Genomic DNA, 16267 nt, shown 5'->3' with positions numbered 1-16267 from the left:
CTATGCTGGTCCTAGCCTCTGCCCTGCTCGCTTCCTGCTCGAAAGACCTGGATATTCAGCCCAAGTACGACGTGACGGCTGAGCAAGTGTACAGCAACCCGGCCAACTACAAGAACGTGCTGGCCAAGCTCTACTCTGGCTTGGCCCTGAGCGGTCAGCAAGGGCCTGCTGGTCAGCCCGATATTACCGGTATCGATGAAGGCTTCTCGACCTACCTGCGCCAGTATTGGCAGCTTCAGGAGCTGACCACCGACGAGGCCGTGATTGGCTGGAACGATGCCGGCCTGCCCGACCTGCACAACTTGTCGTGGACGTCGAGCAACCAGTTCGTGACGGCCATGTACAACCGTCTGTACTACCAGATCGGCATCTGCAACGAGTTTATCCGGCAGACCACCGACGCCAAGCTAGCTAGCCGCAACATCACCGGCAGCGACCTGGACAACGCCAAAAAGTACCGGGCCGAGGCGCGCTTCCTGCGGGCGCTGAGCTACTACCACGCCCTGGACATGTACGGCAACGTGCCGTTCGTAACGGAGGAGGACGAGGTTGGCGCCATCCAGCCCGAGCAGATCATGCGACCTGAACTGTTTGCCTACGTGGAATCGGAGCTGCTGGCAATTTCTGGCGACAACGGCGAGCTGGTCAATGCCAAGCAGAACGAGTACGGCCGCGCCGACAAAGCTGCTGCCTGGGCGCTGCTGGCCAAGCTTTATTTGAACGCGCAGGTGTACACCGGCCAGGCCAAATACACGGAAGCTATTACGTACTGCAATAAGGTCATCGAGGCAGCCTACTCGCTTTCGCCGCAGTACCTGAACCTGTTCCTGGCCGACAACAACACCTCGCCGGAGATGATTTTCACGGTGAATTTCGACGGCGTAAACTCGCGTACCTACGGCGGCATGACGTTCCTGGTGCACGGCGAAGTAGGCGGCAAAATGGACCCGGCAGCTTTCGGCATTGATGGCGGCTGGGGCGGCCAGCGCACGACCAAGGCGCTGGTGAGCCAGTTCAGCGACCCTTCAGGCAGCACCGATAAGCGGGCGCTGTTCTTCACCGACGGTCAGAGTCTGGAAATCAACGACATCTCGCTCTTCACCGATGGCTACGCCATTACCAAGTACCGCAATATCACCTCGGCCGGTAAGCCCGGCTCCGACCCCACCAAGCTGACGCCCGACACCGATTACCCGATGCTCCGTCTGGGTGATGTGTACCTGATGTACGCTGAGGCCGTGCTGCGCGGCGGTGCCGGCGGCAGCGCGGCTACGGCCCTGCAATACGTGAATGCGCTGCGGCAGCGGGCCTATGGCGACGCTACCGGCAACATCACCGCCGCCAGCCTGACGCTGGACTTCATTCTGGCGGAGCGCGCCCGGGAGCTGTACTGGGAAGGCACGCGCCGCACCGACCTTATCCGCTTCGGCCGGTTTACCACCGCCGCTTACTTGTGGCCTTATAAAGGCGGTGCCCGCAATGGGCGGGCGGTTTCGGACGACTACAACCTGTTTCCGATTCCCTCTACCGACATCATCGCCAACCCCAAGCTGAAGCAAAACCCTGGTTATTAACTGAGTCTGCCTGCTGTCCCGCCAACCTAGGTTTGGCGGGACAGCAGCGCGGCTTTCCTCCCACCTCTTAGCAGATACCCACATGAAAACCCAGCTTACCCAAGCAGTAGCGGGCCTGTTTGCAGTTATTGCCCTCGCGCTGGCATCTTGTGAGAAAGATGAAGTGAAGGCAACTCTCAAGCCAGACAGCACGCCTACCCTTACCGCCTCCACGAACACCGTGGTGCTGAAACCCGGCACCAGCAAGAACACCGCGGTTGCCTTCAACTGGACGCCCATCAGCTCGTTCAGCTGGGGCGATGTGGAGCATCCGTACAATCCGACCGTCACGTATTCACTTGAGCTTGCCAAGCAGGGCACCAACTTCGCCTCCCCCGTTGCGGTGGATGCCGGTGTGGGCCCTGCCACCAACGTAACGGTTGGCGTGCTGAACACGGCCCTGAACAACCTAGGTGTGACCCCGGAAACGGCTACCCCGATTGAAGTTCGCCTGAAAGCGCTTTACGCTGCCAACACGGCCGTATACTCGCCCACGGTGCCGCTCACGGCTACGTCGTTTGTGTGCCGCCCACCGAGCGCCGACGTCTGGACCATCATCGGGCCCGCCGCCGTCGACTGGGACACGGACGTGCAGCTGACCTACGACTGCGACCTGCAAGCCTACACCATCACGCGCGCCTTCAAAGCCGACAACTTCAAGTTTCGCCTGAACAAAGGCTGGACCGTGAACTACGGCTCGAATGCTGGCCGCGACGCGACCGGCAGCGCGCCGCTCACGCTGGATGGCGGCAACATCAGCATTCCCAGCGCCGGCACCTACACGGTTATCCTGGATCTAAACAAGAAAACGTACACGCTGACGCAATAAAGCCTAGCTTCTTACCCACAAAAAAGCCGCAGAATCTTCTGCGGCTTTTTTGTTTTAGGCCAGCTTGTTGCGCGCCGGTCCGACAACCTAGGTTGTCGGACCGGCGCGGGCGGGCTACCGGCGCACGACGCGCTGCACAAGCGTCTGGCCATCGTGCGTGAGGCGGAGCAGGTAGAGGCCGGAACCTAGGTTGTTCAGCATCGACTTGTTTTGCCAGGTGTGCGCGCCCGCCGCCTGCTGCTGCGGGGCTAGCATGGTTTGCACCAGTTGGCCTGTAGTTGTATAAAGGTCAATCCGAACCGTTTCCGACTTGCTTAGCGTGTAGCTGATAGCCAGGTCCTCGCTGAAGGGGTTCGGGAAAACAGTTGTGGCAGTGAGGCTAGCTGCCGAAGACGCCGCCGTTACGGACTCGGCCACCAGCTCCACGTCGTCGATGCTGCAATAGTTGCCGGCGTTGCCTTGCGAGAGCAGCCCGATTTCGCACTGCCCGTTCGTCACGTTGATATTGGTGAGCTGCACCTGCGCCCAGGTGGCAGTGACGGGCAAAGCCGCGGTTTTGTCGGTGCTGCCAAAATCCCTGGCGTAGAGCTGGCACAGCGTCTGTCCTCCCCCGTTCTGCACCCACGCTTTCAGGGTGTAGCGGCCGTTGGGCAGATTGGTAAGCACCTGATAAGTAGCTACCTGGTAAGCGGTGGCTTTGTAATGCGTGAGGCGGTAGTCGCCGGTGTGGCCGTTGAACTCGGTTTTGTCGGCATCTTGGTCGGCGGTGCTGCGGGTGCTCCAGCCGGTGGGCGTCTGGGTGGCCGCGCCGTCGTACTCGAAGCCAGGGTTGCGGGCCTGCAAGGGGCTAGGTGGCGCCGTGGGCTGCTCCAGAAAAGCCTCCAGCGCCGTGGTAGGCCGGCCGTTCAAGCTCCAGGCACCTAGGGTATAGCCTTGCCAGTTGTAGGCTTGCGGTTCCCAGTAGAATACGCCCAACCCTTTGTTATTAGGGACAGAACGCACCTTCTTCAGCAAATCCGCTATCATCTCCTGAGTGGCTTGGGGCGCGGTGTAAGGCATCCCTATCTCGCAGATCATCACCTCTTTGCCGTAACGGGCCACCATGTCGTTTATGTTGGTGAGGCATTGCGCGGTGAGCGTGGGCCAGTTGGCGGTAGTCGGGTAAAGCGACATGCCAATGACATCGTAGCGGGCGTTGTTGGCGGTCAGGCCATCGAACATCCAGCGAAACAGGCCGTTATCGTAGCCATTCGACAGATGCACAATCACTTTCGATTGGCTGCTCACGGCCTTCACGGCATCGTAGCCGCTGCTTACCAAGTCGGCGAAGTTCTTCATATTCACCGAGGCTTTGCCGTCTTCCCAGAGCATGCCGTTGTTGGTTTCGTTGCCGACCTGCACCCACTCCGGCGTGATGCCCTGCGCTTTCAAGGCGGTGAGAACGGCAAAGGTGTGGTCGTACACGGCCTGCTTCAGCTGGGTAAAATTGTAGCTCTGCCAGGCGGCGGGCTTGGTTTGCTTGCCGGGGTCGGCCCAGGAGTCGCTGTAGTGAAAGTCGATCATGAGCCGGTAACCTAGGTTGCGGGCCCGCACTGCCTTGGCCACCACATCGGCCTGACCGTTCCAGCCGTCGGCGGGGTTCACCCACACGCGCAGCCGGATGGCATCGAGGCCGTAGCCTTTCAGAATCTGCATGGCATCCTGCGGCACGCCATCCTTGGTGTAGAACTTATAGCCGGCGGCTTCCATCTGCGTCAGCCAGCTTACATCCGCGCCTTTCGCGAAGGTCGGCGCCTGGGCGGAAGCGCTTGGTATGCTGACCCATAGCAGGCTGAGCAGCAGTAATGCGGAGCGTAATCGTGTTTTCATAGTGCGGTGGGATTTGGGTAAAGAAGGAGTTGGCGCTTAGAGTAGAAGTAACTGAAAAAGAACGTCATGTCGACCAACGGGGGACATCTTGCGTGCCATGGTAAACCCTGCCGATTGGAGTTACTACTGCACGCGAGATGTCTCCCGCTGGTCGACATGACCCTTTGTATAGCTTACTTTAGTTCAATGGATTCTATTTGCAGAGTAGGCGCCGTGCCACCAGAGCCGGTTTCTACGATTAGTTGTAGCACCTCGGTGTCAGTTAGCGACAATGGCTTGGAGGCGGCGGTTGTCTGAAAAGTAAGCGGCAAAAAGCTAGGATACGGCCGCGGAATCAGCAGCAACGCGTCTGGCCGGAAGCTGTCCAGCGGAATCCAAATGTCTTGCAACATGATCGTGACAGGCACGATGGCCGAGTAGGCAGCCGCATCTTTGGTTACCAGCACCACCTTCACCTTTGCTCCCGGTCGCGTGGCGCGGGCTTTTATGACCAGATACCTCAACCATATCAAATCAGTGGAGCGCTCCTGAAGCTTCTGACCTAGGTAGGCGCGCAGTGCAATGGCAGGGCCGGGTTCATTGGCCGGTTCGCCGGTCGGCGGCGTGGGCACCAGCAGCCGCAAAGCCAGCGCGCCGGTGGGCGTAGCGGTGGTGTAGTCGTTGTAGCTGCTGCGGGCCAGCCGGGCTACTTCCACCTGCTCTTTATCGGTTTGGGCGTTGAACAGCGTTAAGGGCGTAGCGCCTTCTACGACAGCTACTTCCCAGTGCTCCGCGTGGAAATAATCCCAGTCGCGGGGCGTACCGGCGAAGCCACCGGGGAACGTCAGGGTTTGCTGGGGCTTGCGCACCACAATCCAATACTGGAGCAAGCCGGGGCGCAGCAGGTCGGCGGGGATGGTAGCCGTGGCAGTGAGCAGCGTGGGCCGGCTCATGGGCAGCGTACGGGTAGCGCCGTAGTACGAGCGCGCCACTAGCAACACGCTATCGGCAGCCTCAGCGCCGGTGACTTGCGCCGTGATTTGCAGCGGCTGACGGGCGGTAGCCTGCGCGAAGGACGTATGCACCACTTGCGGCGGCATTTTGGTGGGTGGCGGCGCCACAAACTCCCCTAGCTTCCGGTTGCCCACGGCGGTTTGCGCCGTCCAGGCGGCGGTGTTTTTCGATGAGCTGGCCAGCAGGTACGCACCGGGGCGCAGCACCACCTGGCCATCGGCGGCAGTGGCCCGGAAGGTATTGCCTTCGTTCAAGCCTTGCACGACGAAGGCGGAACCTAGGTCGGGCAGCTGCACGCGCAGAGGCTGGTCGTTCCAGACGATTTGGGTAACGGTTTTTTGCAGCGAAGCCCGCTCGAATGGGTCACGCAGCAGCACGGCATCAGGCATCACTTCCAGGCGCCACACGCCGGAAGCCAGCTTATCCAAGAAGTAGGCGCCGGTGCCTTGATAATTTACCACCGACGACGAGCCCACGCCCGCAACGTGCTGCAAGCTAACTACTTTACGCGGCACGGTTTGGGTGGAACTAGTATAGAGAAACTCCTCAGCCGTGTTCATCTCGCTCAGCCCTTGGCGGTAGCTGACGCGGAACGCATCGAACACCGAATCGGCGGGGTAGCGCGGGAAGGTCTGGCCGCGTTTCACTTGGTGAAACACCCTGGAAGCAATGAGCAGGCTCAAGGCTTTGGCGGGCGTGTAGGCTAGGTTCAGGTAGTGCGTCTGGTACTCGGTGTTGGCGTAGGCCAGCGCCATCGGGTCGTAGGCAAACTGGGTGGCCCACTGCATGCCCGCCGTTCGGAAGCTGCGCGCCATAAACGGGTACATCACCGGCTGCAAAATATCCGCCGACTCAAACTCGTACACCATCTTCACCCGCCGCTGAAAGCGCGCATCCTGCTGATACGGAATGGGATACTGATCCACGAAGGGCAGGAAGTTGCCACGCAGCGTGTGGCCGCTCACCAGCCCTTGCGGGTACCATTGGTATGTGAGTCCGTCGACGTTGGCGTTCAGGATGGCCTCATGCACGCTCGGGTTTTCGGCGATGTTGTAGAACACCGGCTTACGGCAGCCGGTGGCCCGAATGGCCTGCGCCATGCGGTTGGCAAAAGCCGTTACCTGCTCCTCGGGCTTGTGGTAGCTAGGCTCGTTGCACACCTCAAACGCGATGATGTCGGGGTCCTCGCGGTTGAGCAGCTTGGTGTAGAGGTTGCGGTGGTTCAGGAACTGGGTGAGGTAGTTTTCCTGCGCCTTGATGGCCCTAGGATTAGTGTAGGCCTGCTGCTTGGAGTAGATGCTGGAAAAGCCTTTGCCCGTGTTGGTTGGCTCCGGGTACGCGTTGCCCCAGTAAGCAATCGGCGTCAGAATGGCTTTGATGCCGCGCTGCTTGAGTTGGGCCACCAAGTAATCCAGCAGACGCAAATGCTCGTTTTCCTGCAGATTACCTAGGGTATCGGTGATTTCAACATCCCAGACGTGCACCCGAAACGCATCCAGCCCGAGCCTCGACAAGTGGTACACATCCTGGGCAATGGCCTGCTCGTGCGAAACACCTAGCTGCTGGTGCGCCCGGTAGGCGTAGGCAAAAGGCGTTGTATAATTCACGCCAAACAAGGCTACTTCCTGCTTGCCCTGCTGCCATCGCAGCACGCCTTGTTTGTCTACGTACACGTCGCCCTGCTTGGGTTGATTTTGACGTTGGGCGGCCGCAGAATACGCCAGCGCGCCGCAGAGCACGGCCAGCAGAAAGGCGGTAAAATGTCTTTTCATGCAGTGATAAAGTAAAACAAGATGCCGTCCTATCGGGCTAAGCGTCAATAACCTAGGTCTGAGTTTTCAGTAGCGCGAACTTTGTAGTCCGCGCATGGAACCAGGCAGGCGCGGACTACAAAGTCAGCGTTACTTAGTAGTCGGTCAACGGGGCTTCACCCCTAGCCTTTCCGAAAAAAAGGGGACGAAACAGGACGATGTTTTTATCTACCGAAATCTTTTCCGTGCTTCGTTGCTCCCGTTCTCGTATGGGGTAGTCCGGCAGCGCGACCGGAATCATTCTTAGTTTGCCACCCAGTTTCTCGCTTCTCCTATGATCATCATTGCCGACGGCGGCTCAACCAAAACCAGCTGGTGCCTTATCGATAATGCCGGTACCCGCTCTTACTTCAGCAGCGAAGGGTACAATCCGTACTTTATTGATACGCCCGGCATTGTGGCCTCCATGGAAGGTAGTCTGCCTGCTACGCTCGACCGCTCAGGCATCACGGAGCTTTACTACTACGGAGCCGGCTGCTCAACGCCCGAAAAGGTGGAAACCGTGGCCAGCGCTATGCGCAAGGTATTTACCGCCGCCAACGTGTATGTAGGTCACGATCTGCTAGCTGCCGCCCGGGCGTTGCTGGGGCTAGAGCAAGGTTTTGCTGCCATCCTTGGCACGGGCACCAACTCCTGCATCTATGACGGCAAAGACGTCGTTTACAACATCGACTCGCTGGCCTATTTCCTTGGCGACGAGGGCAGCGGCTCCTTTATCGGCAAGCGCCTGCTGCGCGACTATTTGCGCGGCTACCTGCCCGATGGCTTGCAGGAAATCTTCCGCGACACCTACAAGCTCGAAAAAGAGGAAATCTTTGACCGGCTCTACAATCAGCCGCTGCCCAACCGCTTCCTGGCGAGCTTTGCGAAGTTCACCTACGAAAATCGGAATATCAGCTACTGCCGCGAAGTTGTGCGCGACGGATTCGAAGCTTTCTTTCAGAACCTCGTGGTGCACTATCCCAACTACCAGGATTACACCTTCAACTGCGTAGGCTCCGTGGCCTACAACTTCCGCGATGAGCTCACGGCAGTAGCCAACAGTCACGGCATGAAGGTCGGCAAAATCATCCAGGCCCCCATTGATGATTTGGTTGATTATCACACGGTTCTGACGAAGTAAGTGGTTGATGTGCTGATTAGTTGATGTGCTAATCAGTTGATCTGCTGATGTGCTGATATTCATTAAAGAAGGCCGACTTCCTGCGGGAAGTCGGCCTTTTTTACGGGATTGGGAAGCTTGAGTAATAGTTCTATTCAGAATGAGAAAATGTACGACTAGCCTCTGACCTACCTTTCTTGCTCATCCTAGCTTTACGCTTTGTAATTAAGGCGTACAACCTGTTGCCACTGCACAAAACGACATCTTAATCTCACTTACTATGCTGCCGTTTGCTCATCAGCCCGTTTTAGAAACCGATACTATTCTATTGCTTCCGCTACAGGAATCTGACTTTACTGAACTGTACGCCGTGGCAGCCGACCCCAAGATATGGGAACAACACCCGACCAAAAACCGGTGGCAAGAAGCGGTGTTTGCTACCTTTTTCGAAGGCGCTATTCAGAGCCAGGGGGCGTTTAAAATTGTAGATAAGGCGACGGGCGCTACGATGGGCAGCACACGCATCTACGACTACAACCCCGCCGATAACAGCATCCTGATTGGATATACCTTCTACAGCACGCAGTACTGGGGCAAGGGCATCAACCACGCGGTAAAAACCCTGATGCTGAACTACCTATTTGAGTTTGTGGACACGGTGCGATTCCACATCGGAGCCGACAACGTACGGTCACAAATCGCCATTCGGCGCCTAGGTGCCGTAAAGGTTGCGGAACAGGAAATGGCATATTACGGCGAGCAACCTAAGCTGAACTTGGTGTTTGAAGTGATCAAGCAGGCCTGGACTGAACAAAAAGCTAGGTAGTGACGCGCACGACAAACTAATGCACGGGTAGAACAACGCTAACAGCAATGGGTGTAGCGACGAAATACCGTTTTTAACATTGGTAAAAAGAAACGTGCGGTTTGCCTTGGACCTTTGCTGTCACACGTTTCTTTATTGTCATGCATTGGTTACTTCTTGTATTGGCTGGGTTGGCTGAAGTCGCATTCGCGTTCTGCCTAGGTAAAGCCAAGCTAGCCACGAGTTCCGATTCTGTTGGTTGGTACGCGGCTTTTGCCTGTTGTGCGGGCCTTAGCTTTTACTTGCTCAATCTTAGTCTGGCGCAGCTACCGGTGGGTACTGCCTACGCGGTCTGGACCGGCATCGGGGCCGTTGGTACTGTGGCGGTGGGCGTCCTGGCGTTCGGTGACCCGCTGACCGGACCGCGCCTGTTTTTCCTCATCACCCTCATCGGGTCGGTGCTAGGTCTAAAAGCTGTGTCGCCCTAGGGCGCCGGCTCTTACTTCAGTTTGGCCCGCACGCGGCTCAGCGTGACTTGCGTGATACCTAGGTAGGAGGCAATGTGCCCCAGCGCCACGCGCTGCAACAAGTGCGGGCTCTGGTGTAGCAGATCTGCGTAGCGCTCCTCGGCGGTGCGAAACTGCCGGGCGATGAGTTGTTGTTCGGTTTGCAGCCACACGCGCTCCACCATCACCCGGCCCCAGTTAGCTAGGTGCACATCCGTTCGGTAAAGGTCTTGAAGCGCCTGCATGTGGATGCGAGACAGGCCGCTATCTTCCAATAATTCGATGGTTTCGTAGCTCACAGTCTGCTCGGTATACCCGCGAATTGAGACGAGGACTGCCCCTTCGCCGGAAAACCAGAAGGTAACCTCTCGGTCCGCTCGCCGGGCGTAGGCTCGCGCCAAGCCGTGCTGCAACACATAGATGTGGTGAGCAAGTTGATCATCCCGAAACAAGCAAGTCCCCTGGGGCAATTCTACATACTCCGCTAAGGCTAGTAGCTTATCCAGCGAGGCTTTCGGCAGCGGATACGTGGTTTGTAGAATGTCGGGAAGGGTCATGCGCAGCAGTACAGCAGCAGGATAGTTCAGGAATACATCACGTGTGCCCACCCGCCCTGCATTCAGGAAGACAGGAGCATGAGCGACACGATAAGAGCAGCAATACGTTCACACGACACCAAAGAGCATATGGAAGATATCATCTTCAAAAAAGCAACTCTGCAAGACATCAATCGCCTACAACGAATTGGCCGACAGACATTTTTCGAGACGTTCTCCGCCAGCAATTCCGAGGAGAATATGAAAAACTACTTGGAAGAAGGGTTTTCCCTCGAAAAGATGACTGCTGAGCTTCAGGATCCTAACTCAGCCTTTTACCTCGCGGAGCTTGATGACACCGTCATCGGCTACCTGAAAGTAAACACTGGGGCGTCACAGACGGAGCTAAAAGACGAAAAAGCGCTTGAAATCGAGCGTATATACGTCGTAAAGGAATACCACGGCAAGAAGGTAGGGCAAATGCTGTACGAAAAAGCGCTGCAACTCGCCACGCAGGCCCAGGCCGATTATGTGTGGCTAGGGGTTTGGGAAGAAAATCCGCGCGCCATCCGGTTCTACAAGAAAAACGGCTTTGTGGAGTTCGACAAGCACATTTTCACCCTAGGCGACGACGAGCAAACCGACATCATGATGAAGCTATGCTTGATCAGTAATTAGGGCCGAAAGGTGAGTATATACCTGTGTACCAAAACATAGTGGCTGCCGCGCGATGGAAAAACAGCCAGCGCGGCAGCCCCCAGTTAACGTTGTTTTGAAACTTAGTGACGAACTAATACCCGGGTTGTTTGCTGAGTAGCCCCCGCGCTCAAACGCACCAGGTACACCCCGTTAGCTAGGTCGGCGGTGGGAAGTGAGAGTTCGTGCGCACCGCTGTTTTGGCGGCTGGTGGCGGGCAACGTACGCACGGTAGCGCCCAGCAGGTTCGTCACCGTCACGCTGACAGGTGCGGCGGTAGCTAGCTCGTAGCGCAGCGTGGCCGTGGCATCGGCGGGGTTCGGGGCGGCACTCAGGCGGAAAGCATTTCGCTGCGCCGACTTGGTAGCCAGCACCCCAGGGCGCGTGATGCGGCGCGAGGTATACACGGCGTACTCGCCGGGTTGCAAGGTGATGGGCGCGTTAGGGTCCGTAACGGTGCGGGTAGCGCCGGTCAGGTAGTTGTACCAGGTGCCTGCCTGCTGGAAACCCGGATTGACACTAGTAGGCACCACGTCGAAGTTACCGATAACCGTCACGCTCAAGCTAGGGTCGGACAGGTGAATGGTTTTGCCGGCATTCACGAGTTGTTGCGTGTACGTAGCCGACGTGTTTTCAAATACCGGCTCGTTGATTTTTAACCACATCAGGCTGCGGTACACTTCATAGAGCTGCTTACGGGCTGGCTCCTGCTGGTAGTCCCAACGAATTGGCTTGTTGGCCGTGCGGCAGTCGTTGCTGATGGAGCCATCGGGGCAGCTGTTGATGCTGAAATCATACCCTAGCTCCCCGAATTGCCACACCATCTTAGGGCCGGGCACGGTGAAGAAGAACGCGGCCGCCATTTCATCGCGGACCAGGGCGGTATTTCGTTCTTTCACGCTATAGGAGCCGGAACCGTTGCCGTAAGCTAGGTTCTTGAAGGTCAGGCGCTCCTCATCGTGGCTCTCCATGTAGGTTATCAGGTTGGGCTGGCGCAAGCCGCGGGCTCTGTAGTAGCCCCCACTGAAATCCCAGCCGTCGGCGTAGCCCATGGTGGCCTGGTTGTAGTTGTAATTCATGTTGCCCCAGGTCATCAGGCCGTAGTCGGTGAGGGCTAGGGTTTCGGCGTTATCCGAGAAGATTTCCAGGATGGGGTAGGCCGACGCGTCGACGCTGCGCAGGTGGTCGTAGTACTCCTTCCAGATGTTGATGCGCGACTGATCGTAGGCGGCGTAGCTGGCATCGTCGGTCTTCACTACCTGGCTGAAACCACCGGCCAGGTCGAAACGGTAGCCGTCAATCTTGTACTCTTGAAGCCAATACGACATGACGTTCTTAGTGAACGTCTTCGTGAAGGCGCTTTCGTGGTTGAAGTCGTAACAGACGTTGTACGGGTGCTTGGCGTCGACGTTGTACCACGGGTTATTCGCGGCGGGCTTGCCGGTAGCATTATCAAAATAGAGCTGCACCAGCGGGCTTTGGCCGCAGGAATGATTCAGCACCATGTCCATAATCACGGCAATGCCGCGGCGGTGGCACTCGTCGATGAAGCGCTTCAGGTCGTCTTTGGTACCGTAGTATTTGTCGGGCGCGAAGTAGAACGAGGGGTTGTACCCCCAGCTTTCGTTGCCCTCGAACTCGTTGAACGGCAGCAGCTCAATGGCATTGATACCTAGCCTCTGGAGGTAGCTGAGCGTGTCGCGCAAGGTCTTATAATCGTGCTGCGGCACAAAGTCGCGGAGCAGCAATTCGTAGATAACCAGATCATTGCGCTTGGGCCGCTGAAAGTTAGTTACCTGCCAGTTGAAGCTAGGTTGGTTCGTTTGCAGCACCGACACGTTGCCAGTCGTCTGGCCGGTTGGGTAGGGTTTTAGGTTCGGATACGTGGTGGCCGGGATGTACTGGTCGTCCGTGGGGCTCAGGATTTTCTCGGTGTAGGGGTCGGCAATGCGCAGCTGCCCATCCACCAGAAACTGGTAGGCGTACTCGCGGCCGGGCGTCAGGCCGGTAATGTCCACCCACCAATCGTTGCCGTCGGGCGTGCGGTTCATGTAGTAGGCCTGGCCAGGTTGCCAGTTGTTAAACTCGCCGAGCACGTACACGAACTGCTTGCCAGGGGCCGTGAGCTTGAGGCGCACAGAGGTGCTGGAAAGGTAGGTCACGCCGTCTTTGGTGCCGGCCGGCAGCGCGGCGGTGTTCACAGCTGGCGGCACGATGAAGACCACCGAATCATTGACCCGATTGGTGCCGCTGTTGGCATAAAGCCGGAATACATTCCGACCGGGCTGGGTTAGCTTGGTGCTGTAGCTAATCGTAGTGATGCCGTAGCCCGAAGTCCCAAACATCTTGTTCACAATAAGTTCCATCAACGACGACTCCGACGCATTTGCCGTCGCTCCGACGGTCGTGCCGGCCGTTACAAACTGGATGCTGCCGCTGGCAGGGTTCGTGAAACGGGCCGCATAACCGCCCTGAAACACATCCACAAAAATGTCGGAGCCGCCATCGCCGCGGCCCACGGTATTGCCGGCCGCATCCTTGAACAGCATACCTAGCCTTAGAATCTGCTCGGCGGCGGGCACGTTGTAGAAGGTGCGCGGGGTGAAGGTGATAGTGTACAGGTTGGGATTAGTGGCGCTGCGCGTCATCAGCGCAGCCGGGTCGGGCTGGTTGAAGCTCGGGCTTTTCACGTAGCGCCAGTTGGTGTTGCTGGTGCTCAGGTTCGTCACGACGCCCGTCCAGATGTACACCGGGCCGGTGAAGTTGGCTAGCGCGGCGTTGCCCTTGGTGGCGTCGTAGGTGATGGTAACGGGCGTGTTGTCGCGGAAGAAATACGGCTGCGTCGTCACGACCTGGGCGCGGGCCGTGGTCCAGCCAACCAGCAGCAACAACCACAGTAAACCCGACAGGAGTCGATTTGTATTCATAGAATAGCAGAAGGTGAATGGGTGGAAAATAAAAGAACAGATACGGATTTGCACCCTAGACAGTCGAGTTGGAGGCCACCTTTGTAGCTTTGGGGCGGCTTTCGGCTAGGCTGCGTGAGATTGCTAGTAATAAGTCGAACAACCTCCTTTCTTCCCTAGCCTGACTCCAAAAACTACAGTCATGTTGCGTAGCATCATTTCTTTTCACTCTGCTTCGTGGCTGCGGTTGGTCGTTCTTCTGGCTGGTTTTTCTTGGTTTATAGCAGCACACACCCAGGCGCAACCTGCCTATCAGGCTTCTGCGAGCGTTGCTGACTCCAGCCGCCCGCGCCTCACCACCCAAACCATGCTGCTGCGCCCGCAGGCGGCTCACGATTCCGCGCACCTAGGTCGACGGCTGCCGCTGCTGGCGGGCGGTCTGGCCGCGACATACACGGGCGGCCTCGTGCTGCTGGGCAACGCCTGGTACACGGGCCCGCGCACTAATCTACACTGGTTCAATGACTTATCTGAGTGGAAGCAGCTCGATAAAGCCGGCCACTTCTGGGGTGCCTTTCACGAAAGCCGCGGCGCCGTAGACATGCTGCGCTGGGCGGGCCTCACCGATAAGCAAGCCATCTGGTACGGCGGCTTCGTGGGTTTTCTGCTGCAAAGCCCCATCGAGCTGCTCGACGGTCGCGACCCGGCGTACGGCGCCTCCGCCACCGACCTCGCGGCCAACTTCCTGGGTTCGGCGGCGCTCATCGGGCAGCAGCTTGCCTGGCGCGAGGTGCGCCTGATGCCGAAGTACTCGTTTCATACTACGCGCTACGCCAAGCTGCGCCCCAACGTGCTCGGTAAGTCGCTGGGGGAGCAGTACTTAAAGGATTATAACGGGCAAACCTATTGGCTCTGCGCCGACCTAGGTTCCTGGCTGCCAGCGCAAAGCCGTTGGCCCAAGTGGCTGCAACCGGCCGTCGGCTACGGCGCCCAACAGATGGTGTACAACGATGCCGACAGCAATGCTAGCCTAGGTTTGCGCGCTTATCGTCAATATTATCTCACCTTCGACGTAAACCTGCTCCGCATCCCGACCCGTAGTAAGTTCCTGCGCCGGGTGTTTTACGTAGCCAGCATTTTTCACCTACCCGCGCCGGCCCTGGAGTTCAACAACCGCGGTGGACTGGTGCTGCACGGGCTGTACTGGTAAAATGGTGAGTTTGTGAACTTGTGAGTCTTATCATCCATGTTGGTAGATTGGCAAACGCACCACTGCACCACCCGTTGAGACTTTTCCTAGCTCACGGGCGTTACATTTACACTCAGCAACAAGAATTTATATGAACGTAGGAGACCGAGTACGCCTGCTCACCGGCCGCGAAGAAGGCATCATCACCCGCCTGCTCGACAACGACCTGGTAGAAGTAGCCATTGATAATGATTTTACGATTCCGGTAATGCGCCGCGAAGTGGTGGTGGTAGCCGCCGAGGAGCAGAAAGCCTTCGGCCAGACAACCACGGCTATTGCCGCCGAGCGCAACGCTGCCGCTGCGGGCACCCGTCAGAATACGCCTGGTGCTCCGGCCAAGCCGACCGCAGCTCCCGCAAAAGGCAGCCCCAAAGCACCCGCGCCGGAGCCGGTGCGCGTGCAGAAAGGCCTGTACCTAGCTTTGGTGCACCAGTCGCCGGAGCTGCTGGCGATGCACGTCGTGAACAACACCGAGAACGACTTGCTATTCACCTACGGCGAAGACCGAAACGGGCAATACCGCGGCTTGTCGTCGGATAAAATTGGGCCGAAAGCTACTAGCCGCCCATTGGCGCACTGGCACCTCAAGGATTTTGAGCAGTGGCCTGCTGTGGTCATTCAGCTTCTGGCCCATCGCGTAAACGGCAATACGGCTTTCGAGCTACTTACCAAACGCCAGCAGTTTAAGGCCACCACCTTCTACACCAGCCGCCAGCAAGCACCTGTGCTTCAGAAGGAAGCCTATCTTTTCCAGCTCGATGAAAAGCCTGCCGCACCCGTCAGCCTAGCCCCCGAGAAGCTAGCCGACCAACTCAAGCAGCAGCTCTCGGGCGACGCCCCCGCCAAGCCTGCTGCCGTGGCGCCCACGCCAGAGCCCGCCAAAGCTATTGTGGCGCCACCCCACCAGTTCGACCTGCACCTAGAAGCCCTTAACCCAGAAGCGCTGAAAGCCGAGCCGCCGCTGAGCAACACTACCATGCTCAAGCTCCAGATCGATGCCTTCGAAGATGCTCTGAGCCGCGCCCTGGCCACCAACATGCACGAAATCGTGTTCATTCACGGTTCCGGCAGCGGCACCTTGCGCAAGGAGATTCACAAGCTCCTGAGTCGCAATAAGGACATCAAGTTCTTCGAGGACGCCCGCAAGGAGAAGTTCGGCTACGGCGCAACGCTGGTAAGACTGAAGTAAGGCTTCGCCCTAGGCTTCTCAGCCGTAGCAGCAAATTGCTGCTACGGCTCTAGCTCAGCAGCCCCAATCTGCACATTCAGAGGGAGGTGCTCGAGCCTAAAACAGATCGGGCTATATAGAAGAGTGGTATTTTACAAGTGAAAGAATGGACGATCTTCTTCCG

At 57.8% G+C, this 16267-nt stretch carries 12 protein-coding genes; 8 read left to right on the top strand and 4 right to left on the bottom strand.

Annotated features, from left to right (window positions below; translation table 11 throughout):
• Positions 1–2 precede the first annotated feature (2 nt).
• Both IEX74_RS12895 and IEX74_RS12890 read left to right on the top strand, forming a co-directional pair.
• A complete protein-coding gene (locus IEX74_RS12895; RefSeq protein WP_188814555.1) occupies positions 3–1574 on the top strand; it encodes a RagB/SusD family nutrient uptake outer membrane protein in 1572 nt (523 codons plus the stop codon).
• Between the two features lie 82 nt (positions 1575–1656).
• Positions 1657–2442 (top strand): SusE domain-containing protein, encoded by a 786-nt coding sequence (locus tag IEX74_RS12890; RefSeq protein ID WP_188814394.1) that lies wholly within the window; start codon positions 1657–1659, stop codon positions 2440–2442.
• 114 nt (positions 2443–2556) lie between these two features.
• Here IEX74_RS12890 and IEX74_RS12885 read toward each other — a convergent pair whose 3' ends face one another.
• Both IEX74_RS12885 and IEX74_RS12880 read right to left on the bottom strand, forming a co-directional pair.
• Complete coding sequence (locus IEX74_RS12885) at positions 2557–4311, bottom strand: glycosyl hydrolase 53 family protein (RefSeq protein ID WP_188814393.1); 1755 nt, start codon at positions 4309–4311, stop codon at positions 2557–2559.
• Positions 4312–4484: 173 nt separating this feature from the next.
• Entirely contained in the window at positions 4485–7076 is a 2592-nt protein-coding gene (locus tag IEX74_RS12880; RefSeq protein ID WP_188814392.1) for a cellulase family glycosylhydrolase, read from the bottom strand.
• A gap of 313 nt (positions 7077–7389) precedes the next feature.
• Between IEX74_RS12880 and IEX74_RS12875 the strand changes: the two genes are divergently transcribed.
• From IEX74_RS12875 to IEX74_RS12865, 3 genes are all read left to right on the top strand, one after another.
• On the top strand, positions 7390–8238 hold the full coding sequence (locus tag IEX74_RS12875) for an N-acetylglucosamine kinase (protein WP_188814391.1): 849 nt from the start codon (positions 7390–7392) through the stop codon (positions 8236–8238).
• 259 nt (positions 8239–8497) lie between these two features.
• Positions 8498–9043 (top strand): GNAT family N-acetyltransferase, encoded by a 546-nt coding sequence (locus IEX74_RS12870; protein ID WP_188814390.1) that lies wholly within the window; start codon positions 8498–8500, stop codon positions 9041–9043.
• 140 nt (positions 9044–9183) lie between these two features.
• Positions 9184–9510, top strand: coding sequence for a DMT family transporter (locus IEX74_RS12865; protein ID WP_188814389.1), 327 nt, complete (start codon positions 9184–9186; stop codon positions 9508–9510).
• 11 nt (positions 9511–9521) lie between these two features.
• Here the strand turns inward: IEX74_RS12865 and IEX74_RS12860 are convergent, their stop codons facing one another.
• Positions 9522–10085, bottom strand: coding sequence for a Crp/Fnr family transcriptional regulator (locus IEX74_RS12860; protein WP_188814388.1), 564 nt, complete (start codon positions 10083–10085; stop codon positions 9522–9524).
• 129 nt (positions 10086–10214) lie between these two features.
• On the opposite strand from IEX74_RS12860, the gene IEX74_RS12855 reads away from it, so the two are divergent.
• Entirely contained in the window at positions 10215–10742 is a 528-nt protein-coding gene (locus IEX74_RS12855; protein ID WP_188814387.1) for a GNAT family N-acetyltransferase, read from the top strand.
• 101 nt (positions 10743–10843) lie between these two features.
• Here IEX74_RS12855 and IEX74_RS12850 read toward each other — a convergent pair whose 3' ends face one another.
• Positions 10844–13687 (bottom strand): alpha-amylase family glycosyl hydrolase, encoded by a 2844-nt coding sequence (locus tag IEX74_RS12850; RefSeq protein ID WP_229755267.1) that lies wholly within the window; start codon positions 13685–13687, stop codon positions 10844–10846.
• A gap of 181 nt (positions 13688–13868) precedes the next feature.
• On the opposite strand from IEX74_RS12850, the gene IEX74_RS12845 reads away from it, so the two are divergent.
• Together IEX74_RS12845 and IEX74_RS12840 are read left to right on the top strand one after the other, a co-directional pair.
• The gene (locus IEX74_RS12845) at positions 13869–14876 is read left to right on the top strand and encodes a DUF2279 domain-containing protein (protein ID WP_229755266.1); all 1008 of its coding nucleotides are present in this window, start codon (positions 13869–13871) and stop codon (positions 14874–14876) included.
• Positions 14877–15006: 130 nt separating this feature from the next.
• A complete protein-coding gene (locus tag IEX74_RS12840; RefSeq protein WP_188814386.1) occupies positions 15007–16104 on the top strand; it encodes a Smr/MutS family protein in 1098 nt (365 codons plus the stop codon).
• The last annotated feature ends 163 nt before the right edge of the window (positions 16105–16267 follow it).

The sequence above is a fragment of the Hymenobacter cavernae genome (genome assembly GCF_014641455.1).
In the GTDB taxonomy this organism is placed as follows: Bacteria; Bacteroidota; Bacteroidia; order Cytophagales; family Hymenobacteraceae; genus Hymenobacter; species Hymenobacter cavernae.
Note: the sequence above shows the minus strand (reverse complement) of the source record. Positions and strands in the feature narration are given on the sequence as shown.

What these genes read in the sequence shown, in the direction of transcription:
- IEX74_RS12895 (WP_188814555.1), top strand. Translation starts at nt 3, where the DNA reads ATGCTGGTCCTAGCCTCTGCCCTGCTCGCTTCCTGCTCGAAAGACCTG.
- IEX74_RS12840 (WP_188814386.1), top strand. Translation starts at nt 15,007, where the DNA reads ATGAACGTAGGAGACCGAGTACGCCTGCTCACCGGCCGCGAAGAAGGC.
- IEX74_RS12880 (WP_188814392.1), bottom strand. Translation starts at nt 7,076, where the DNA reads ATGAAAAGACATTTTACCGCCTTTCTGCTGGCCGTGCTCTGCGGCGCG.
- IEX74_RS12855 (WP_188814387.1), top strand. Translation starts at nt 10,215, where the DNA reads ATGGAAGATATCATCTTCAAAAAAGCAACTCTGCAAGACATCAATCGC.
- IEX74_RS12845 (WP_229755266.1), top strand. Translation starts at nt 13,869, where the DNA reads ATGTTGCGTAGCATCATTTCTTTTCACTCTGCTTCGTGGCTGCGGTTG.
- IEX74_RS12865 (WP_188814389.1), top strand. Translation starts at nt 9,184, where the DNA reads ATGCATTGGTTACTTCTTGTATTGGCTGGGTTGGCTGAAGTCGCATTC.
- IEX74_RS12850 (WP_229755267.1), bottom strand. Translation starts at nt 13,687, where the DNA reads ATGAATACAAATCGACTCCTGTCGGGTTTACTGTGGTTGTTGCTGCTG.
- IEX74_RS12870 (WP_188814390.1), top strand. Translation starts at nt 8,498, where the DNA reads ATGCTGCCGTTTGCTCATCAGCCCGTTTTAGAAACCGATACTATTCTA.
- IEX74_RS12875 (WP_188814391.1), top strand. Translation starts at nt 7,390, where the DNA reads ATGATCATCATTGCCGACGGCGGCTCAACCAAAACCAGCTGGTGCCTT.
- IEX74_RS12860 (WP_188814388.1), bottom strand. Translation starts at nt 10,085, where the DNA reads ATGACCCTTCCCGACATTCTACAAACCACGTATCCGCTGCCGAAAGCC.
- IEX74_RS12885 (WP_188814393.1), bottom strand. Translation starts at nt 4,311, where the DNA reads ATGAAAACACGATTACGCTCCGCATTACTGCTGCTCAGCCTGCTATGG.
- IEX74_RS12890 (WP_188814394.1), top strand. Translation starts at nt 1,657, where the DNA reads ATGAAAACCCAGCTTACCCAAGCAGTAGCGGGCCTGTTTGCAGTTATT.